The sequence below is a fragment of the Bacillus sp. ISL-57 genome, from assembly GCF_018613135.1.
Taxonomy (GTDB): Bacteria; Bacillota; Bacilli; order Bacillales; family DSM-1321; genus Peribacillus; species Peribacillus frigoritolerans.
On record NZ_JAGGQV010000007.1, the window covers coordinates 178,431 to 200,192 of the forward strand.

A 21,762-nucleotide genomic window follows, 5' to 3' on the forward strand; every position below is an offset into this window, starting at 1 on the left:
ATCTTTCTGTATGATTACATGGACAGCCTTTTAATTAAGGGCTCATTTACTGCCCAATTCGGTTTCACGCCAGAAAGAACTTGTTCCACTTGCATGGCTGCATGTACAGCCATGCGTATCGAACCTTCCTTCGTCAATGCCGCATTATGAGGACTGACAATCACATTATCCAATTTAAAAAGGGGGTTCCATTTATCAGGAGGCTCAACTTCAAATACGTCTATTCCGGCACCGGCAATCTCGCCAGCTTGCAAAGCATTTACTAAATCAGCTTCCTTCACCACACCTCCCCTGGAAGCGTTTACAAAAAAGGAGGAAGTTTTCATCCAGGAAAACTCACGGCTCCCTATTATTCCTTTTGTTGTTTTCGTTAACGGCAGATGCAGACTAATAACATCAGCGTTCCTGAATACCCATTCTAAATCTGTTGCTATCTCCAGCTCAGAATTCGGTCTGGCTGTAACATAAGGGTCGTAGCCAATCACTTTCATATCGAAGCCTTCGGAAGCCTTTTTTGCCAGTATTCTGCCGATTCTCCCCAGTCCGATAATCCCCAAAGTCTTGCCTTCCAAGTCCATGCCAAAAAGTTGATTACGGATAGCAAAATTGCCGCTGCGCAGCTCTTTATCAGCCAAGCTTAAGTTTTTCGACAATGCTAAAATTAATGCCATTACATGTTCAGCTACAGAATTCGCATTAGCCTCTGGGGTATTTGTTACATATATGCCACGCTCTGTAGCGGCTTCGATATCGATATTGTCCAAGCCCACTCCATACTTAGCTATTACTTTGAGGTTTTCAGCTGCTGTAATAACTTCTCTATTTATTACAGCCGTCGATCTCGTCAGTACTGCATCACAGCCTTTGATTTCTTCAATAAGAATTTTTTGCGACAGATCAGACCCTACTTTAATCTTAAAGCCTTTTTCTACTAAAAAACGTTTCCCCTCTTCCTCAATATCTTGAGGAATATACACTAAATGACTCACATTGCCACCACCCTTTCATGTTAACCTTGAAGGAAAAATCTTTCCTACACCATTGTATATATACAATTATTGTGCCAACATAAAAAAGATCCGTTTATTCAAGAAAGAAGCCAATTCGATCTCAAACCAAGACATAAATAAAGTTAACAAATTGTTTCAAAATGAATTAATTTGTTTCATTACGCTTCAATTTGTTTCAATATTCAAATTTTTCATCTTTCTCCATAAAGTCGTCCGACTCATACCCAACTCAAAAGCAGCTTTTCCTTTGTTAAAATTCACCTTTATTAACGTTTGAACAATTCTTTCACGCTCGGATAAATGTATCCCAGGTAATATATCCATCTCTTCGTTTTGTTCCGAAAGCAGTATCTTCTTATTACTTTTATTCGGAAAATACATTTCGATATCGTACACATCAATTATCTTGTTCTTATAAAGAGCGCATAATCGCTCACAAAAATTTTGCAATTGGCGAATATTCCCTTCCCAATTCCCTTCACTCAGCCTTTTCATGGCAGTTTCCGAAATTTTGATTTGTTTTTGCTCCGAATGACCTTTCCGAATAAAGGCATTCACCAATAACGGAATATCTTCTCTGCGTTCCCGAAGCGGAGGCAATACAAGGTCCAGCACACTCAGGCGATAATATAGATCCTCCCGAAAGTCATTATTCTTTACCATTTGCATGAGGTCTTTGTTCGTTGCCGACACTATTCTCACATCAACCGGGATTACTTTATCATCACCTATGCGCATGATTTCACGCTCCTGCAGGACACGCAGCAGCCGGCTTTGCATTTTTGGGGAGATTTCTCCTATTTCATCTAAAAAAATCGTTCCTCTATGGGCCAGTTCAAAAAATCCTTGCTTTCCGCCTTTCATGGCTCCCGTGAAAGCTCCTTCTGCATATCCGAAAAGCTCACTTTCCAATAGATTTTCGGGAAGGGCTGCGCAATTAATGGCAACAAACGGGTTGTTTTTCCGGTTGCTATGATTATGTATGCTTTGGGCGAATATTTCCTTGCCCGTCCCAGTTTCTCCAATTATAAGAATGTTTGAATCCACTTCACTATAACGTTGAGCCGTTTCAATCGTCCTCTTGATTTCCGAACTCCGGTACAATATATCATCAAATGTGTACTTCGCTACATGTCCGCGTGAATGAAGCTTTCTAAAGAACTTCCCTTCCATCTCCTGAATGCGTGTAACATCTTGAAAGGCGACCATATCCCCCACTTTTTTACCCTTTAAAAATATCCCGACTTTTTTTACCGATAATTGAATGGATTGGTAAGCAACGGTATCTTTTTCGTATTCATCGTCGCTTAAAAGCATATTACGAAATTTTCCGGGCTTTATTATATCGTATACTGAATTTCCAATTAAGCTTCCCTTGGAAATGGCTAATATCTCCTGAGCGGCCGTATTGAATACGGATATTTGTCCTTTTAAATCTATTGCAATAACCCCTTCATAGGCATAATTAAGAATCGTTTGGTAACGCTTGGTCTTCTCCTGTTCCCTTCTGCTGACAAGAGCTACCCTTTTCGCCTCAATCAACGCCTGCCGAAATGATTCCTTTCCAGTATCAACCAGAATGGCTCCCAATCCTATCTCTTCAGCATATTTACAGGTACTTAACCCACTTAATACAACCTCACAGCCATCTCTGGCGGCTAAATCCACTAAACTGACTGAGGACTCGATATCATTTAATATATAGGACTGAATTGGCAAATCAACGATATCCGAAAGGTTTTCCACGCCATAAATCATATTCAAAGCTCCTATGACGGCCACTTTTTTACTTCCGAAACGTGCCTTGCAATCATGCAGGGAACGAATGAGGTCAATGCCCTGCACAGGTATATCAACGATAGGAATGGATTCATTGCATTCTTTTAATAGTTTCGTGATTAATCCCCTTGAGATGATTACATCGGCATCAAGCTTCAACTTCCCAATCTTATCGGCATCCTCAACTACCTCCTCTAAAACAAACTTCACTGAACCGTTACCATTGTTTTCCGATTCCTCTAACTTGTTGAACTCCTCAAATCTTTCAAAAGCATCCGTAATATACCCTCTGCGGGGAACAACGAGTTTTATTTTTATCAAAATACCCACCTCCAGCGTAAAATCAATTTGGCTTATTAGATGCAAGCTCTGGCAACCTGTTATTCTAGCCCAAGTCAATAAGGACGAGATATAATAAAGGTAGCTAATAAGCAATTTAAAGCCGCGATGAGAAAAGTAATGGCCATAAGTACGCTTGAAATTTTTTCTGCATTTTATTAAGATTTTTCATTTTGAAAAATAAAAAACCCTGTTATCCTGGGTTTTTAAGGATTCCGATTGATATTAATTATTACAAAAAGAATGGACATTCAAATCATCTCATTTAAACTTACTTTTCATTACCAGAAAACGATTTTCAACATCAACAACCGCATAATGATCCTTATGGCGAAATTCATCATGCCTCTTTAATTTCTTAAAGCGGCTTCCATCTACGTTATTTCCCATAATTCCCCTTCCTTTCACGCTAACAGGACTATATTCCTTTTATTCTTCATACAAATGTAGAATTCCTCTTGATTTATTGTTACGGACAATAAAATTAGTCTACAAACATTTTAACCCCGTTCAAGAAATCCTGAACGGGGTTTTTCAATAAATAATGGTTTTGAGTTTTTGTGGGCATTGAGCTCAGTTGTCAAACTTCGTAAATCTGTTCATTCGAGGGGCTTTACTTACGAACTTAAAAGGGATCGGCGATGACAAGGATTTTCCCTGCCTTAATATCCTCTACGTATTGATCGACTTCGGCTTCCTCCAGCCCAATGTCCAATAATGGCTTTCTCAATCCGCCTGCTCCCGATGCTGCCCCGGCTGCAGCTCCCCCAAAAGTGGCGAAAATCGGTCCTGCTGCCAATATCGGACCTATTCCTGGTACGGCCAATGCACTCATTCCAATAAGCAGTCCTGTCAATCCGACCGCTCCGCCGGCAGCTGCCCCAGCTACTAATCCATCAGTCTTTGCCGGGCTGACTTCCTCGGCTTCATTTGGTAATTTATCAATATTTTTTGCCAATACTGATATTTGATCGGATGTATATCCTTGTTCCTTTAAATTTCCGACTGCTGAAATCGCTTCATTTTCATTTTCATATATTGCTATAAACCTCTTGTCCATGGTATCTGCTCCTTTAAAAGTAATGTATTATACAATACCCTTAATTGAGTTTTAATAACCTTCCATGAATGAAATGAATTCTATTCCCGGATTTGCCCCTGGCCATAAATGAAGTACTTGCTTGATGTTAATGCAGGTAAACCCATTGGTCCGCGCGCATGCAGCTTTTGTGTGGAAATGCCGATTTCTGCGCCATAACCGAATTCAAAGCCGTCGGTGAAACGGGTGGAAGCATTGTGATAAACGGCTGCGGCATCCACTTTATTCAAAAATGCAGAAGCATTTTGTTCATCCCTCGTTAGGATTGCTTCAGAATGCTTGGAACCGTATCGGTTTATGTGATCAATGGCATCGGATACACCTTTTACGGTTTTCACGCTGATTTTTAAAGCAAGGTACTCAGTTGACCAATCTTCCTCCGTAGCCGTTTTTGCTCTCGGAAAGACGCTGCAAACCGCTTCATCTCCAAATACTTCAATACCCTTTTCGTCCAGGAGTTCCAAAATACGCACTCCATTTTCTTTAAACCATTCTTCATGGATTAGAAGCCCCTCGATAGCATTGCATACGGAAGGGCGCTGAGTTTTACCGTTTAAGACAATTTTCTCGGCCATCGTGATATCTGCGGTCTGATCGATGAAGATATGGCAATTGCCTGCACCTGTTTCAAGGACGGGAACAGTGGACTCCTTAATGACCGTTTCAATTAAATTCTTTCCGCCTCGTGGAATCAAAACATCTAAATACTCATTAAGATGAAAAATTTCCTTAGCGGTTTCACGACTTGTATCCTCGATCAACTGAACAGCTTCTACTGGGATTTCCGTATTCTCTAATGCTTTATGAATGGAAGAGACTAGTGCCATATTGGAGTATTTGGCTGACGAGCTGCCTCTTAAGATGACAGCATTCCCCGTTTTCAAGGATAATGTAGCTGCATCGATGGTCACATTCGGCCTTGCTTCATAAATCATCCCGATTACCCCGATCGGCACCCGTAACTTTTTAATCAGCAAACCATTTTCTTTTTCGATCGTCTCCAATTGTTCCCCAATTGGATCATTTAATTCGATTAGAAGCTCAATGGCCGCTGCCATGTCATCAATACGGTTACCATTCAACATAATTCGATCTAATATAGACTCACTGAAGCCTTTTTTCCTGCCTTCTTCCAGATCCTTTTGATTTTCCTTTATCAAAAAGTCTTTATCGATAATAAGTTGCTTAGCAATTTTTCCAAGTGCCTCATTTTTCTTTTCCGTACTTAATCCGATTAACTGATAACTGGCTTTTTTGGCTGCCTTTCCTTTCGCTGTCACTTCACTCATTTCCCAAATTCCCCCTTTTCTTTCATGAAATTGATTTTTTTATGCTTTCACCCATTTATCACGATGAATTACTTCTATGGAAGTGATCACAAGCTCGGATGTCCTCTTTCCCATGGCCTGTTTTAATTCTTCGTCGGAATAAAGGACCTCCCCCCTCCCTAATAATCCATTTACACCAAAGACTTCGACAACATCGCCCTTGTTGAAGGCTCCTTTAATTTCATAAATCCCAGCTGGCAGCAGACTGCTGCCATTTGAAACTAGAGCCCTTTCGGCACCTTCATCAACGAAAATTTTTCCGGAAACTTGTGAATGAAGGGATATCCATTGTTTGTTTTTCGTTACCATCGTCATGTCTTCATTCCCTATATATGTGCCATCACCATTGCCTTCAAGGATAGTTAGAAGTTTATCACTCCCCAAACCAGATCCGATGAATACTTTCACCCCTAGTGACAATGCTGTTTGCGCTGCAATCAGCTTCGATTTCATGCCCCCGGTTCCGACATTAGATCCTGCGCCTTCTGCCATTTGCAATAAATCCGCCGTTACCTCGGATAATTCATCAAATCGTTTCGCCCCTGGATTTGTCTGTGGATTGGAATCATAGAGCCCATTAATGTCCGTTAATATGATCAAGTTCGTGGCGTGGACTAACCCGCTTACCAGAGCGGATAGCATATCATTATCACCAAAAGTCAACTCCTCGACCGATACTGTATCATTTTCATTTATAATCGGAAGGATGCCGCGTTCAAGCAATTCCATCAATGTCGCATATGCATTTTTATATCTATCTTTTTTCGAGAAATCTTTCCTAGTTAATAAAATCTGCGCCGGAACGATTCCAAAGTTCCCTAATTGTTCCATATATGATTGAATCAATAGGCTTTGCCCCACCGCTGCAGCAGCTTGTTTCCCTTTGAGCGTGACAGGTCGCGTAGGGTAGCCGAGCTTGCGAAAACCTGTCGCTACAGCACCAGATGAAACAAGGACAACTTCATGCCCCGCTTTCCTTAACGCTGCCACTGCCTGGATATGATCGGAAAATTTGTTTTGGTCGATTTCACCTTTTGTGTTGGTCAAAGAACTACTTCCTATCTTTACAACGATGCGTTTCTTTTCCATCGATAACTTCCTCCAATAAATATCTAAGACATGAAAAAAAGCCCTTTTCATCCTCGAAATAAGGACGAAAAGGGCTGCTCTCCGTGGTACCACCTTCATTGAATGCAAGTTCATGCATCCCACTTTGCCTGATAACGCCAGGATTTGCGCCTATGTTTTGCATAGGACTCAAGAAGCAGGTTCTGCGCATTCCTGTCGCGGGTCTTCCAGCAATTGACGCCGCTCTCTGTCACAGTGATTCTCGCATACTAATCTTCTCTCAACGTTCATTGTTTTAATATAGTATGCAAAATTATCTGCTTGATGTCAATAACATTCCTGCGATGAATGAACCTTATAAGGCAATTGCCGGGCCGAAGAACTCATAGTGAATTTTATCCGTATCTATCCCCAATTCCTTCAGGTAAGTGATGATCGCCTTCATGAAAGGAACAGGGCCACACACATAATAATCAGCCTCGGGTTTAACAAAACTGCTCAATAATTCCTTATCAATATATCCTTCCTTTTCAAAATTCGGCAGGTTCTTATCATCCTCACTCGGACTTTTAAAAACAAAGGATAATTGATAGTTGATAAGCTTGTGGCCTAGTTCTGTCAGTTCCATTCTGAACGGCTGTAGATTGCCATTTTCGGTTGCATGTATGAATTGTACATCACGATCAGGTGTTTGTTCAGCTACCGCATTTACCATGCTCATGAAAGGCGTTATGCCAACGCCTCCGCTCAAGAATACTGCCGGTGTTCGTTTATCCAAGTCGATGGTGAAATCACCTGCAGGAGCCGTTACGTCAATACTGTCACCCATCTGAATGGATTCATGCAAGTAGTTTGAGACCATTCCATCAGGAGAGGTTCCCGGTTTTTCCTTTTTAACGGAAATACGGAAGTAATCTTTTCCCGGAACATCAGATAAACTATACTGACGGTTGAATAAATAGCGTTCACCCGGTATCTCGATCCGAACGGTAATATATTGTCCTGGAAGAAATGCCGGAACCACATCTCCATCTGATGGCTTTAGATAAAAGGATGTGATTACGTCACTTTCCCGTACTTTTTCCACCACTGTGAATTGTTTGAAATCAGACCATCCTCCGACCTGATTGGAAGCTTCGTCATAGATTTCCTTTTCGATGCTAATGAAAACATCCGCAATGACTCCATACGCCTCTCCCCAAGCTTGAAGGATTTCTTCTGTAGCCGAATCTTGTAACACTTCCTTGATTGCGCCTAATAGGTGTTCTCCAACAATTGGATAATGTTCGGGTTTGACTGCAAGACTTCTATGCTTTTGTGCTATTTGCTTCACGGCAGGTATTATCGTTTCAAGTTGATCTATATATTTAGCTGCTGCCAAAACCGTGTTGGAAAGTGCAGTTTGCTGGCGCCCCTTTTTTTGATTGGCATGATTAAAAACATTTAATAATTCAGGATGTGCTTCGAAAAGATTTTTATAGAATACAGTTGTGATAGTTGTACCATGCACTTCTAATACAGGTACGGTTGATTTGATAATATCGATAGTTTTCTGGGATAGCATAGGTAAACCCCTTCTCATAAACAAGTATTTTAAATACATGTTTATATTAGAACTTAAATGCATTAAAAGCAATATTTTTTATACATCTTTTCAGATAATAAGTTTTCATGTTTATAAAATGTTCACATTTATGATATAGTCAAATGGGGATAGAATGTGAGGCGATAAACATGAGGTTGACGAGTTATTCCGATTACTCACTTAGAGTTTTGATTTACCTGGCTACCCACGACCAAAGCAAATTATCTAATATCAAAGAGATTTCTGAAGTATATCAACTGTCTAAAAATCATTTGATGAAAATTGTTCATAATCTAGGTAAATTAGGCTATATCGAGACGATACGTGGAAGAAATGGCGGTTTCCGGCTTGCAAAATCCCCTGCTGAAATAAATGTAGGGGAACTAGTGCGGAGAACCGAAGAAGATTTTTATCTAGTGGAATGTTTTAAAGATCACGATAACTGTGTGATTTCTCCCGTTTGTTCATTGAAATTTGTCCTTAACAATGCCTTGGATGCTTTTCTTCAAGTCCTTGATCAATATACGATTGCAGACTTCAGCGAAAATAAAGTAATGCTCAAAACCTATTTTGATTCGGTAAAGCAGAATGACGAAGAGCCCGATTTTTTATAATCGGGCTTTTTTCCATTAACCGATGATTCGTTCGATTTGCCATTCTTTTTCCATCCGCAAATCTATGATCTCTGTACCGGTTTTCAATAAAGCTTTAAGGGGATCGTATGGATCGATCATGATAATCGTCCCGAACCGTCCATTGGTAAGCATGACTTCTTTTCCTACCAACGTGGACATTAATCGGCTTACAAGCTCCATTAGGATCTCAGGATTGAATTTACTGAACATATCCCTGTTCATTTGCTCGATCACCTTATAAAACGGCATGGCCTGATGATATACACGATTTGATGACATCGCGTGGAATACATCGGCTATAGCGACGATTTTCGCATGTAGATGGATATCCTTTCCACCCAGCCCTAGAGGATAGCCTTGCCCATCTTCCCGTTCATGGTGCTGGAGGGCTGTTAATGCAATCGATGGTGGGATTCCAGGGATATTTTTAAGTAATTCATACCCATAAATGGCATGGCGTTTCATCTCTTCATACTCTGCCTCATTCAGTTTACCCGTTTTTTCCAATATACTATCCGGAATCTTGGTTTTACCCACGTCATGCAGCATGGCTGCCAATGTCAGGGCTGAAAGGTTTTCTTTAGATATTCCAAGCTTCATCCCTAGATAAGTGGCGATGATCCCGACACCGATATTATGCCGATACGTGTATTCGTTATCTGCATGCAGCTCATCGAAAAGGGAATAAATATCAGGATTCATAGCAGCTTCTGCAATGACAGGTGCAACTTTTGCTTTAATCAATACAATCTTTTCAAGCTGTATTTTTCCTTCTTTACGTATATCTTGAAAGATGTTTTTCAATTGAAGAGAAGCTTCGTTGATTCTATCCTGAATATTTACGTTAGGTTGTGCATGATTTACTCTTAAAGCAAATGCATCTTTTTTCAATTCTTCCCTTATTAAATCAATTTGGGGTATGGTAAGAGGCTGTTTCACAAGCTTCCCTCTTCTATTTTTCATCGCTCTCACACTTTTCTCTATTTTTTACCTATAATACCATATCCTTCATTGCCTTGTGTCTTAATGAAAGCAATTTTTGGGCACTTAAGTTCGGTCACTAAGTTCATTGCCCAGCTGTTTTAATTTTTCACCAACCGTGCATTCTGAAATACAGAACTGATGGGCATACGTACGCCCCTTCTCTTTTCGAAAATGCTTTCTTAAAAAACAATCTTGGCAAAATGAAGCGAGAACATCTTCCACTTCTTCATATATTTTTTTCCTGTTCATCGTTGTTATGGCTCCTTTGACCCAGCAATTTCTATTTTACTGAAAATGTCTTTTCCTTGTAGTGCAAGTGTGGCCAGGCGATCGGCTTCCTGGTTTTCCTTTCGGGAAATCGGCTTGCAGACGGGAATGATCTTTAATTTATCCAGTTTCGCTTCAATGCGGTCCAGCCATTTATTTAAGTTTTCTTCCATACAGGGCCATTCACCGGAAAGTTGATTTAAGACGACGAGAGAATCCCCTTTAAAGACACAGCTTTGATGGTGGATTCCAAGTTCGTCCATCTGCCTGACCGCTTCATGAAAAGCCGCATATTCAGCTTCATTATTGGATTCGAATTGCTCCAATTTCACATTGCTCCGTAACCGCCAGAACTTCTTTCCTTGTCGATAATAAATGGCAACACCAATTCCTGCCACCTTTTCATCTTTTTGAAAACCTCCATCAAAGAAAACCGTCACATCCTGCGGTTCTTCCTCAATTTCCGTCAGGAGTTTCTTTAACTCCTTCTTGGTCCATGTTGTATCGAATTCATCCTTGAATTCCACTTCTTTCAGCCTTCCTGCCTTTTCAAGATCTTCTGTAATGACCAGTGCAGTCCCGGCATCAAGCCAATCCGAAACGAAATCGGCAGATGGTTTTTTTGAAGCTTGATATGTCCATTGCATAATTACCTTCAAAGATTTCCAGCTCCTTATCCATTCACGATTCATGCAGAACAGCTTACAATTTTCATACCTTTTTTTCGTCATACCCTTTATAATATATTGTAAGCATTTTAAACACTCTTTTTAATTATAGTTCCCATATGAGCCTGAAATTCTCATGTTCAATCTTAATTTTAAAAGGAACGTTTTTATATCGAACATTTTAACAGTTAAACTCGAGGAGGAGCACATCTTGATCGAAGTGTATATTGATGGTGCCAGTGCGGGCAATCCAGGGCCTAGCGGTGCAGGTGTTTTCATAAATAATAACGGTGTGGTCGAGAGGCATTCCTTTCCGCTTGGGAATATGGAAAACCATGAAGCGGAGTACCATGCCTTAATCAAAGCATTGGAAATTTGTGTGGCCAATAAGTATCAAGTCGTTTCTTTTCGTACGGACTCCCAAGCCATCAACCAAGCCATTGAAAAAAGATTTGCAAAGAATAAATATGCACTTTTGCTGGAACGGGCGTTAAAGCTTTCCGACAAGCTTGATTTATTTTTCATGAAATGGATTCCAAATATCGAAAATAAGTCCGCAGATGAGTTGGCGAGACGGGCCATTCGATTGAATAAGGCTGAGGAAATTCATGAACAAGACAGCTGATTTTTCATTATTATTCGTTGTATTCATCTGGGGCGTCACTTTTGTCATGGTCCAAAATGCGCTATCTTTTCTTGACCCCTTCACCTTTAATGCCGTCCGTTTTTTCATGGCGTTCGTATTCTTGCTCATCCCTTATTTATTGACTCTACACAAAAAGGGAAAAAACGGGAGCAAGGGCCTTTTTAAAGCTGGGTTTCATATTGGTGTATGGCTTTTTCTCGGTTATGGGCTTCAAACGATCGGATTGAATTATACAACGCCTGCAAAGACTGGCTTTATAACAGGATTAAGTGTTGTCATGGTACCTGTTTTTTCCCTGCTGCTTTTAAAGCATAGGCTTTCCCGCAATACCATAATAGGTGTCGCAGCCGCAACCATCGGACTTTATTTAATGACTTTCGCTGACCGCTCCAATTTGAATATCGGTGATTTACTTGTATTTTTATGTGCAATCAGTTTTGCCATGCAAATCATTACTACCGCTAAATATGCCAAGACACTTCCCGCTTTACCGCTGACGTTGATTCAGGTTTCCACCGTATCTTTATTATCATTTGTTTCAGCTTTCATTTTCAAAGAGAATCATTCCGTCATCTTCAGCTCAGAGGTCATGTTTCAAAAGGATGTATGGACTGCTTTGTTGGTTACGGCAGCCCTTGCCACGGCCTTCGCCTTTTTCGCACAAACCTTCTTCCAAGCCTATACGACACCTACAAGAGTGGCGCTGATCTTTTCAATGGAACCGGTTTTTGCAGCGTTATCCTCATACATATTGATAGGGGAACAATTGACTTCCGCTTCCATCATCGGCTGCGCATTCATATTCTTGGGAATGATTTTTGCAGAACTGCCTGTTAAGAAAAAGAAATCGGTGACACAGGAGTTTTCTTGAAAAGCCCAATAAAATAAATCGGACTTCCAGTTACGAAGTCCGATTTATTTAAGTAGCCCCTGTTCTTTTGCAAACGATACCGCTGCACTACGCGTTTCAATGCCATTTTGTTTTAAGTTTTCCAAAAAGGAGATATAAAAGCTGCCATCAAAATTCTTTTGTACCTTCAATGTCAACTCTATTGCTGCATTGACTAAAATATCACTTGCATCCGTGTAGCGCTTACCAAAATAAATAAAACCAATCGCGTCATTACCAAAAGTGAATCCCTTACCCTCTAAAAAACTAACATACTCTTCAGTTGATTTCGCCACTTCTGCATCCACTCCATACTTCATGCCTTATTTTCATCTTACCGTATATCAAAGAATTTGACTATCCATTTTTCGACAAAAAAATCATCGTACAAAATAAAGGACCTCCCATTAGGAAGGTCCCAGACTGTACAATTTGAACGTTGATTGGAACGTAGGGCACTCGCTTTCCGTGGGCGGTCCGGGAGCCTCCTCGGCGCAAATGCCTGCGGGGTCTCCCTTCGACGCACTTTTCTAAGCAGGGGTCTCGTACCTTCCGTTCCAATCAACTTTGTTTCACCTATTAGAAACTTAAGGTGATGTATCATCTCGTCAACATCAAGCTGTAAAACCTATATATGCGAAAAGCAATTAAAGATTGAACGTGTATTCGGAGATTCAAAAGAAAAGCATGATATGCATTGGACTGCTTTAAGGGGGTTCTTAAAAAATTGTCGATTCAGGCGATGCTAACTTTCGCTGGCATTAATTTAAAGAAGGTGGCCAATCGTTTAATGGCAAGTTCCAAAATGGTCTAACATAGTGGGCTAGTAGAGCCCCAATCTCTTAAATTCAGGCGAAAATTTAAAGGGAATTCCAAAAGGGGGCTCCCATGTGGGAGCTCCTCTTTTTTGATTAGATCATTCGCAGTAAAGTCCTGAATTCATGATCCCTAGCCAGATTTTTGACCTTTTCGCGATCATACTGATAGACCGCATCGTCCAAAGGACATGAAATTGGTACATCACATTTTATTTCTGCTAGCTTTCTGGATAAATGAAGCATATCGACAGCGGATTCAATTTTAGCCCGTTGCCCATTCGTCAATGAAGCAACATTTTCAAGAATGCCTTCGATACTTTGATACTGTATCAATAATTTCAATGCTGTCTTCTCCCCAATTCCTTTAACCCCGGGATAGTTATCAGCTGTATCACCCATTAAAGCCTTTAAATCGATCATTTGCCTTGGTGTAATCCCTTTCCACTCAAAAAAGCTATCGGGATTATGCACCTCATAGTTACCATACCCTTTTTTTAACAATAGTACGGAAATGTTTTCATCTATTAACTGAAGCATATCTTGGTCGCCAGTCAATATACCCACTCGGCTATGCTGTGCAGATGCTTTGGCAATTGTCCCGATACAGTCATCCGCCTCATAACCAGAGAGTCCTATGTTAGGGATATCGAATGCTTCAACCGCTTTTTTCGCTAAGTCGAATTGAGGAATCATTTCGACTGGAGCTTCTGATCGATTCGCCTTGTATCCATCAAATAATTCATTTCTGAAAGTCTTGCTGCCCATATCCCAACATACCGCTACATGACTGGGTGAAAAGTGATTCACCGCCGTCAGCATATGCTTCAAAAAACCTTGAACGGCATTTGTCGGGATGCCTTTGGAGTTAATCATGAATTGACCAGTAACGGCCGTTGCATAAAAAGCTCTAAATAGAAGCGCCATTCCATCGACAAGCATAAAGGATGGATGCTGCTCATTTTCTTTCATTAACACATTATCACCTCTATCATGATGTACTTCCATTTTAACATAACTGTCCCTTTTTTTAAGGATTGTTTAATTGGAAAAAATATTATTCAATTGGATTATCATCATACGAGATCCAGTCACTGAAACTGCCAATATAAATCTTCACATCTTTAAAGCCCGCTTCTTTCAGGGCGATATAATTGGGTGAGGCCGTCACACCTGAACCGCAGTACACAATGATTTCCTTATCTTCACCGATGCTTGTGAAATTCGACTGAAGATCTTCCTTCTTTTTAAAATAGCCATTTTCCAGAACGTTCGTCCAAACCTTATTTATTGCACCAGGTATATGGCCGGCTTTTTTATCAATTGGTTCCTCGATTCCCTCGTAGCGCTTAGATTCTCGTGAATCCATTAATACGATATCGTCAGGTCTATTCAAAGTGTAATCCTTCACTTCTCGAAAAGATGCAAAAACGTGCTCATTTATATCGATATGATATTCGGTTGGCATATAATTCATTTGAATCGAGTCAATCGGATAGCCCGCATCCCTCCAGGCGCGATATCCCCCGTTCAGGACAAAGACTTTCTGATGCCCAAGGTAGCTTAGCAACCAGACAAACCTGGAAGCAAAAGAACCTTCCCCGCCATCATAAGCGATAAGTACAGTATCGTTGGTGATTCCACTTGATTCCAGTTTACCTTTAATGGTTTCCAGGTCAGGGAGAGGATGTCTTCCGCCATGCTCTTGAACCTGACCAGACAAGTCCTTTTCAAGATCGAAATAAACAGCGCCTGAAATATGGTCTTTCTTGTAATCATTATACCCTGCATCAGGAGAGCCTAGTTGAAAGCGGCAGTCACAAATCCTGATATCCCTGGAATTCAACAACGGCAACAGCTCTTCTTTATCGATTATAAAACTCATCTCATATCCCCCTATTCCAAAATGGCCCAAATTAATTCATTAAGTTCCATTTCCATGTTCTTCCCTTGATGTAGCTTAGTTATCTCATTCTTTATGGAAAGTGATTTCCCTTCTATCAGCGAAAGATTATTTTCACCTTCATCGTTGCTTATACATTCTTCCATTTGTTTTGCTTTAAATATCCGGGTCATCCTGTTTTTCATTCCTTGATCCGTTGAAACCGAATCAAGTAATTCCCATACCGATAATGGTGGCAGCGAACCCCGTTGGATGATATATTCAAGGGCTAAATACGAGCGGTATACTTGTACCCATATTTTTAGCTCTTTTCTTTCGGAACCCCTTGTTTTTGTCACTTGTTGAAGATTGTCGCTCATCATCCGATAGTAATGGTGCCCCAGTGCCTTTTTGGAATAGCAATCCGCTATCAAACCAGTCATCTTCCTATCATAATCCGGATGGGTTATCAACCTGATAGGTGACTGAAACAATTCAAATAGAGCAGGGTTACTCTTTAAGGTAAGTCGGGATGATTTAAAGAGATCCCAGCCTTCCATATCAAATAGGCCTTCTTTCACTTGAATGACCTCAACTGGCTGACTCAAGCTCAAGTATGATCGCTTATCATTATGAACATATATAAACCGAACATCGTAATCCGATTGGACCGATGATAAACCAAAAGAATGGCTGCCAGTAACAGCAGCCATCAATATGGTTATATCCTCATTCTTTTCCAGGTATCTCAAGCGTGAAATAAGGTTTTCTTTCATGAATGAACCCCGTTTCTATTTCGAATGCATTTTAGCCAATTCCGCTACAGCATTTTCATAATACGGTAAATCAACCGTTTCCTCCAATGCTGCACGTAAACCTGCAAAGATATCCGATACTTCCATCTTAAACTCTTTTTGAATCGCGAGTAGCTCTTGATCGAGGACTTCATTATACATTTCGAAAATCCGCTCACTCTGTTCTTTTGCATATATAAGGGCAGGTTCATCCAAACGCTTCTGAAGACCTTCACTCATTTTCGCTTTTTCATTCTTTTCAAAGAAAGATTTTGGATTCTTGAATAATGACAATTCCTTTTTGAATTCCCCTGTATCCAATTGGGCAAAAGCTCCAGTGAATTCAAGGGATTCCCTCTCATTGGGTTCATATGGCTGTAATGAAAGGGTTCTTCTTATTTTTTGCATCTGCTGAAGCAAACTGCCCTGTTTCTCATTCAGTAATTTATTTACGAACATTTCCGTCCTTAAAGCCGTTGCCCGCATTTCCTGGGCAAGGTCAAAGCCTAACGCATCCAATAAGTTCTTCATCGATTGCTTGAGGACAATTTTCAGATCGCCTCCATCATCTTTTAAAACAGCTGGATTGAACGATTCTTTGAAGAAATCATTAAACCGGAAGAAGACCCGTTGTTTACTATAGAAAGTCAATTCGTCTATCTCTTTTTTCAACCGTTGCTTTTCGGCATCCCCTTTAATGACTGAAAGGAGTTCTGAAATGGCCTGTGACTCATGAGAAAGTGTCTCCAGGGCTTTTCGTTTCGCTTTCTCATCCTGTCTGGAAGCTGTAATTACATCTCGTAGCAATTCTTCGGTTCTTTTTACAGCCGCTTGAGCCGATTCAATCGCAAGTCCAGTTAAATCGTTTTCTATGAAAGAATCGAATTGGCCTTGGAATTCCATGATTCCGCTATTAGGAAGGAATGAATGCTTAAACGAACCAGGCGTTTGTTTTTCCATCAACGCCCCCTTACTCGTAAGCGGGAACAGTTTTGGAAAACGGATACCGAATCCATTCAATTGATCTGTGACATAATCCATCACTTCGTCCAATTCGTCAGTCGTTTGTGCCAGGTCGACTGCATTGACGATGAAAAACATCTTATCCATAGCGAAAGAATCTTTCACACGTCCAAGCTGTATCAGGAACTCCCTGTCTGCCCGGGAAAATGGATGATTATAATAAGTCACGAATAGGATGGCGTCCGAATTCTTAATATATTCGAAAGCTGCTCCAGTATGGCGTGCATTAATCGAATCGGCCCCAGGTGTGTCAACAAGGACCATCCCCTGCTTTGTCATTTCACAGTCATAACGCAATTCGATCAGATCAACAAGACATGACTTGGACTCTTCCGCAGCAAACCGTTTAAATCCTTCAAGGTCTACCGTAACCACATTTCCTAAATCATTTTGGTACTCGGGAAGCCCTTGATGAAACGCCCTAAGAAACGATAAGTGCGTTTTACCCTTATCAACTTCCCCTGCCTTCGCAATGATTTGCCCTGCTAGTTGAAGTGCTTCATCCAGAGTTTTTGCCGATTTATCAAAAGCTGCCAATGCCAGGCTTACATCTTCCAACAGCATCGCTTCTGTCTTTAATTTGACGGTTGCCGTTCCATGTGGATGCTCAGCGTCCGAAGACATGATTTTGTTGATTGCGGCAGTTGTCGGATTTGGTGAGACAGGAAGGACGCTTTCTCCCATCAAAGCATTGGCAAAGGAAGATTTACCCGCACTGAATGCACCGAAGAGGGCAACCGTGAACGTCTGTTGTTCCAAGCGATTTGCCTTCTCTTTCAATTCTTTATAAAGCGATTGAAACCCTCTCAGAGGTTGGATCAGCCCGGCCGCCTGTTTTAAACTCGCTGCAGTCTCCATCAGCTTTTCTTTTCCGCGTAAATCAGTAGCATCAGATGAAGAAACAGTCACGGAAGGTACAGCTTCCTTGAGTTCTTTAACATGATCACTTACAGATTGTTCGTTGACAGACCTTGAATTACTTACTTTATCGGTTGTCATGATTTTGACTGTAATATTTTTTTCCTCTTCATTCCATTGAGTTAACAGCATATCGATTTCACGCTCATCGACCAATGATTCAGTTTGATGGGCAATGGCATCTAAACGTTCCGTTTGGTACTCGATTTCCGCGTTCATCGCAGCAGTAACTTTAAGAGCTTCCGCAAATTCCGAAAAACCTTCAAGTTCCTTATCGATGGAGATAGACTGCCGTTCCACAATTCCTTCCATAACGGTAACCATATCATTCAAAAATCCTTCTGATACATCACGTGCTTTCTTTTTAATGGCTGATGCTAAATCATTCGTATAGTTTAAAACGTATTCACCCGTAATATCGACTTGAGGCTTCAAAGAGTTTTTTATGTAAGATTCCGTTACCTCGATCTGAAGCACCTGAGCCTTACTTTCAAGTGTTGAATCATGGATTTCCGCTTGATTAAGCGTTTTAACCGCCAGTTCTTTAAGATGCCATTCAAGCTGGGTTTTTACCTTTTCTTGTAGATCGCTCAAGAACGCCTTAATACGTGCCTCACGTTCGGCATCCGTTTTTTTCTTGGCAAATAATAGACCCATTTTAAAGTCCGGCTGGGCCGATTCCAAGAATGATTTACCTAAGTCCCGTGTTGCCGCCGGCATGATGTATGCGCCTTTTAAAATGGTTTCCAATGCATCGGCATACTGGACCTTGATTTCCTCTATGCGTCCAGTCAATGATTTTTTTTCTTTCAATAGGCTGTCCACCTGATTCGTCAGGTGTATCCGTTCTTCATGAGGAAGTTCTGATAATACTTCGAAAGCATCGGCATGTTCCTCTTCATACTGCTCCTTCAGCCAATTAAGATGTCTTTCGACAAGAGCATTAGCCGATTGCATGATGGCATCTTTCCCATCATTTAAACCTTTGCCCGCCATTTCATATATGAATTGCTTGACCACTTCTATTTCATTTTCGGTATTGTTCAAGTCTCTTACGGATGTATAAAAAATACCATCAGGATATACATTCCAGTTCGCAAAAGCTTCAGAAACGGAAAGCTTGAAGTCTTGAAAGCCAAGCTCATTCTCATCATGCTTATCGATCATATTGATAATTAAATATGTCGGTTTTTCAGCCTCCAACAATTCTTTCGTGAATAGGAAGTTCACTTCTGATTGGACGTGATTGTAGTCCATGACATAAAAGACGACATCAGCTAGATGCAAGGCAGATTCCGTAGAAACTCTATGTGCATCGTCTGTCGAATCGATTCCTGGCGTATCCATGATCGCACATGAATCCGGCAGTGAAAAATCATTGGAACTTATCGTTATTGCCGATACAGAATCTCCATCCTTGGCAAATTTCTTGACCTCTTTAAAGTCATAAGGTGCAGGAAATAAGACTGGTGGCTGATGATGGTAAAAGACTTTGGCATAGTCTTCCCCTTTTTGTACTTTTACCGTATTTGCACTTGTTGGAATCGGACTTGAAGGCAATACTTGATCACCCAGGAAAAAGTTGATCATACTAGATTTCCCCGCTGAAAAATGCCCGCAAAAAGCGATGATGAACTCCTCTTTATTCACTTTCATAATTAACTGTTTCATTTTATCTGCATTGCCTGTATCACCTGCCGATTGAAATTTCTCATACATGGCAGTCAAAATCCCCAATTTGGACTGTTGCTTTAACGTTTCTTGAATCATGAATCCATACCCCTTAATCTATCGTCATTTTGATAATCTTATTGTAAACGATTTCGTTTATTATTCATACCGTCAGCTTTATTTTACTATATGATTCATTACAGGCCATGTTCAAAAAAAAACCACCAATTGGTGGATTCGCTCAGTTTGATCATATTATTAAAAACGCAAAAAAAAAACCAGGATGTTTACCTGGTTGTTGGGGTGGGGTTAAAAGCAGCTCGGTTTTCCATCGGTGACTCGGTATAAGGTTTTACTGCCTTTGCCGGTTTTTGTATATTATTCAATACATGTTTCATCACAAAACCATATGTAGCGATTGTCAATAAAATGAATACCCAAACCATTACCAACACCATCCTCTTTTATATTGATTAGCTTTTAGTTTTTAGTTTTTAGTTAAAATAACTGATTGAAATCCGAATGAGAATAATTTTCATCTTCATTTAGAATCTTATCACGAACGATAATCATTTTCAATAAGTAATTAAATTTTTTTATTATTCTCCCTTAAAAACCGTAGAATATTCCGTATGTTCCTTTAATGCCTTCTCTTCCAGTGGGATTCTTACCGTCATCATCCAAACATTCAATAAACTAAAGATGATAGCAGTATAATATGCATTGAATAATAAGGAAATAACTAAAATCTCAGTTGCCACTATGATATAGTTCGGATGTTTGAAAAATTTATAAGGACCTTTAATGACCACATCGGCATCAGGAACCACTATGATTTTTGTATTCCAATGTTTTCCCAATGAACGGATTACCCAAATCCTTCCTGACTGCGCAATTAGAAAAAAGGGCAGCCAAATTGGCCAAAGTCCAGATATATCCATTTCAAGACCGACCACTTCAATAATGAGAACAATAAAAAAACTAAGATGCATCAGAACCATCCATTTGTAATGGGACTCACCGTATTCTATTGCTCCCCCAGCTTTCAACTGTTTTTCATTTTGTTTGGCGATATATAATTCAACAAGGCGCTGTATAGCGATCAAGATAATGAAAATGGCGAAGATCATCACTTCCACCTCATTAACACAAGTTCAGATGAAAACCCAGGCCCCAATGCAGCAGCCAGGCCCACCTCACCTTTATTCCCGCCCCGCTGCATGAACCTCTCCAGAACGTACAAAATAGTTGCTGAGGACATATTGCCGAATTCACGCAATACGCTCATTGACTCTGCCGTCATGCTTTCATCGAACCCGAGGGCTTCGTGATAAGCATCAATTACTTTCTTGCCTCCAGGATGAGCGATGAAATCTTTTACATCGTTTAGATCGAATCCATTTTCCATTAAGAACTCTTGAACATTCGGTTTAAGCCAATCCTTGATGATTGTAGGGATATCTTTCGAAAAAATCACGTATAACCCTTGATCTTTAACATCCCACCCCATTACATCCAATGAATCCGGCATAAGCGTCGATTGCGAATCCAAAAATTGCAAATGTCTTACTTTTTTTGAGAACCGAACACTCGGCACTTCATCACCACAAACCAAAACACAGCTTACTCCGTCGGAAAATAGGGAAGTCCCAATTAAATTGCTTTTAGAGATATCATTCCTTTGAAATGTCAGACTGCATAACTCCACGCTTAAAACAATCACCTTCGCAGTCGGGTATGCTTGGCAATATTCAAAAGCACGTGATAGGCCACTCGCTCCCCCTGCACAGCCAAGCCCCCAAATCGGAATCCTTTTAGCATGCGGGTTAAATGTAAGTTCATTCATTATCCTGGCATCAATGGTCGGGGTGGCAATCCCCGTGCTTGAGATAAAGAAGAAAGCATCTAGCTCGTTTGCCTGCAGTCCTTCTTTTAAAAATTCTTTGTTGGCTAAGCATTTTTCTATAGCTTCTTTCCCAAATTTGATTGCCTGCTGTATATATAAATCATTTCGATCGGCAAAAGAATGATCCTCTTTAAACCAATCGAGATCATTTGAAAAATATCGATTTTCCACTTGTCCATTCTTAAAGGCCTTTAGTAACCGTTCTATATTCTTAAATGATGCTCCAAATATTTCTCTCGAAAATTCCATGATTTTTTCTTGCGAAAGCAAATGTGGCAGCTTTACATGAGATGCAGATAATAAATACGGCATGATTCCACCCCTAAATATTCATGATATGGTTAATATACCCACCATGATACCAATTATGCTTTATAGCTAAATGGTGATATGTATAGGCATTTAATAATTTCCATACAATAGAAAATACAACAATACAAGTGGAGGAAAATCTGC

Annotated in this window: 21 protein-coding genes and 1 pseudogene; 4 read left to right on the top strand and 18 right to left on the bottom strand. The window is 40.4% G+C overall.

Going from position 1 to position 21,762, the window contains the following annotated elements; all coding sequences use genetic code 11:
• Positions 1-14: 14 nt before the first annotated feature.
• The 7 genes from J7I90_RS12215 to hmpA form a co-directional block, all read right to left on the bottom strand.
• Positions 15-989: a hydroxyacid dehydrogenase gene (locus J7I90_RS12215; RefSeq protein ID WP_214771940.1), complete on the bottom strand. Its 975-nt coding sequence runs from the start codon at positions 987-989 to the stop codon at positions 15-17.
• Between the two features lie 186 nt (positions 990-1,175).
• Complete coding sequence (locus J7I90_RS12220) at positions 1,176-3,110, bottom strand: sigma 54-interacting transcriptional regulator (protein WP_214771942.1); 1,935 nt, start codon at positions 3,108-3,110, stop codon at positions 1,176-1,178.
• A gap of 279 nt (positions 3,111-3,389) precedes the next feature.
• The gene (locus tag J7I90_RS27785; protein ID WP_285289428.1) at positions 3,390-3,518 is read right to left on the bottom strand and encodes a hypothetical protein; all 129 of its coding nucleotides are present in this window, start codon (positions 3,516-3,518) and stop codon (positions 3,390-3,392) included.
• A 235-nt stretch (positions 3,519-3,753) separates the two neighbouring features.
• The gene (locus J7I90_RS12225) at positions 3,754-4,188 is read right to left on the bottom strand and encodes a general stress protein (protein ID WP_214771944.1); all 435 of its coding nucleotides are present in this window, start codon (positions 4,186-4,188) and stop codon (positions 3,754-3,756) included.
• A gap of 80 nt (positions 4,189-4,268) precedes the next feature.
• Positions 4,269-5,516 (bottom strand): glutamate-5-semialdehyde dehydrogenase, encoded by a 1,248-nt coding sequence (locus J7I90_RS12230; protein WP_214771946.1) that lies wholly within the window; start codon positions 5,514-5,516, stop codon positions 4,269-4,271.
• Positions 5,517-5,555: 39 nt separating this feature from the next.
• A complete protein-coding gene (gene proB / locus J7I90_RS12235; protein WP_214771948.1) occupies positions 5,556-6,644 on the bottom strand; it encodes a glutamate 5-kinase in 1,089 nt (362 codons plus the stop codon).
• A gap of 334 nt (positions 6,645-6,978) precedes the next feature.
• A complete protein-coding gene (gene hmpA, locus J7I90_RS12240; protein ID WP_214771950.1) occupies positions 6,979-8,187 on the bottom strand; it encodes an NO-inducible flavohemoprotein in 1,209 nt (402 codons plus the stop codon).
• 170 nt (positions 8,188-8,357) lie between these two features.
• Here hmpA and J7I90_RS12245 point away from each other — a divergent pair, with 170 nt between their 5' ends.
• Complete coding sequence (locus tag J7I90_RS12245) at positions 8,358-8,822, top strand: RrF2 family transcriptional regulator (protein WP_057277839.1); 465 nt, start codon at positions 8,358-8,360, stop codon at positions 8,820-8,822.
• Positions 8,823-8,837: 15 nt separating this feature from the next.
• Here the strand turns inward: J7I90_RS12245 and J7I90_RS12250 are convergent, their stop codons facing one another.
• The 3 genes from J7I90_RS12250 to J7I90_RS12260 all read right to left on the bottom strand — a co-directional run bounded on the left by J7I90_RS12250 (position 8,838) and on the right by J7I90_RS12260 (position 10,753).
• Positions 8,838-9,806 carry an HD-GYP domain-containing protein gene (locus tag J7I90_RS12250; protein WP_214771952.1) on the bottom strand — a complete coding sequence of 323 codons (969 nt, stop codon included), beginning with the start codon at positions 9,804-9,806 and terminating at the stop codon, positions 8,838-8,840.
• A gap of 84 nt (positions 9,807-9,890) precedes the next feature.
• Positions 9,891-10,076, bottom strand: coding sequence for a zinc-finger domain-containing protein (locus J7I90_RS12255; protein ID WP_034307842.1), 186 nt, complete (start codon positions 10,074-10,076; stop codon positions 9,891-9,893).
• A gap of 5 nt (positions 10,077-10,081) precedes the next feature.
• Positions 10,082-10,753: a ribonuclease H family protein gene (locus J7I90_RS12260; protein WP_251025245.1), complete on the bottom strand. Its 672-nt coding sequence runs from the start codon at positions 10,751-10,753 to the stop codon at positions 10,082-10,084.
• Between the two features lie 220 nt (positions 10,754-10,973).
• On the opposite strand from J7I90_RS12260, the gene J7I90_RS12265 reads away from it, so the two are divergent.
• Together J7I90_RS12265 and J7I90_RS12270 are read left to right on the top strand one after the other, a co-directional pair.
• Positions 10,974-11,387: a reverse transcriptase-like protein gene (locus J7I90_RS12265; protein ID WP_214771954.1), complete on the top strand. Its 414-nt coding sequence runs from the start codon at positions 10,974-10,976 to the stop codon at positions 11,385-11,387.
• The gene (locus J7I90_RS12270; RefSeq protein ID WP_214771955.1) at positions 11,371-12,279 is read left to right on the top strand and encodes a DMT family transporter; all 909 of its coding nucleotides are present in this window, start codon (positions 11,371-11,373) and stop codon (positions 12,277-12,279) included. The genes J7I90_RS12265 and J7I90_RS12270 overlap by 17 nt, the downstream gene beginning before the upstream one ends.
• Positions 12,280-12,323: 44 nt before the next feature.
• On the opposite strand, the gene J7I90_RS12275 is transcribed toward J7I90_RS12270, so the two are convergent.
• Entirely contained in the window at positions 12,324-12,617 is a 294-nt protein-coding gene (locus J7I90_RS12275) for a DUF6123 family protein (protein ID WP_048688421.1), read from the bottom strand.
• Positions 12,618-12,921: 304 nt separating this feature from the next.
• On the opposite strand from J7I90_RS12275, the pseudogene J7I90_RS27360 reads away from it, so the two are divergent.
• Positions 12,922-13,111: pseudogene (locus tag J7I90_RS27360) on the top strand (transposase); the annotation flags it as partial.
• A gap of 97 nt (positions 13,112-13,208) precedes the next feature.
• Here the strand turns inward: J7I90_RS27360 and J7I90_RS12280 are convergent.
• From J7I90_RS12280 to J7I90_RS12310, 7 genes are all read right to left on the bottom strand, one after another.
• Positions 13,209-14,084, bottom strand: a complete 876-nt coding sequence (locus J7I90_RS12280; protein ID WP_053535539.1) for a 5'-3' exonuclease — start codon at positions 14,082-14,084, stop codon at positions 13,209-13,211.
• 85 nt (positions 14,085-14,169) lie between these two features.
• Complete coding sequence (locus tag J7I90_RS12285) at positions 14,170-14,997, bottom strand: sulfurtransferase (RefSeq protein WP_214771956.1); 828 nt, start codon at positions 14,995-14,997, stop codon at positions 14,170-14,172.
• A gap of 11 nt (positions 14,998-15,008) precedes the next feature.
• The gene (locus J7I90_RS12290) at positions 15,009-15,770 is read right to left on the bottom strand and encodes a nucleotidyltransferase domain-containing protein (protein ID WP_214771957.1); all 762 of its coding nucleotides are present in this window, start codon (positions 15,768-15,770) and stop codon (positions 15,009-15,011) included.
• A gap of 15 nt (positions 15,771-15,785) precedes the next feature.
• Complete coding sequence (locus J7I90_RS12295) at positions 15,786-19,499, bottom strand: dynamin family protein (protein ID WP_214771958.1); 3,714 nt, start codon at positions 19,497-19,499, stop codon at positions 15,786-15,788.
• Positions 19,500-19,687: 188 nt separating this feature from the next.
• A complete protein-coding gene (locus J7I90_RS12300; RefSeq protein ID WP_202315735.1) occupies positions 19,688-19,852 on the bottom strand; it encodes a hypothetical protein in 165 nt (54 codons plus the stop codon).
• A 147-nt stretch (positions 19,853-19,999) separates the two neighbouring features.
• Positions 20,000-20,530 (bottom strand): isoprenylcysteine carboxyl methyltransferase family protein, encoded by a 531-nt coding sequence (locus J7I90_RS12305; RefSeq protein WP_214771959.1) that lies wholly within the window; start codon positions 20,528-20,530, stop codon positions 20,000-20,002.
• On the bottom strand, positions 20,530-21,618 hold the full coding sequence (locus J7I90_RS12310; protein WP_214771961.1) for a type III polyketide synthase: 1,089 nt from the start codon (positions 21,616-21,618) through the stop codon (positions 20,530-20,532). Before J7I90_RS12310 ends, J7I90_RS12305 begins: the two co-directional genes overlap by 1 nt.
• Between the last annotated feature and the right edge of the window lie 144 nt (positions 21,619-21,762).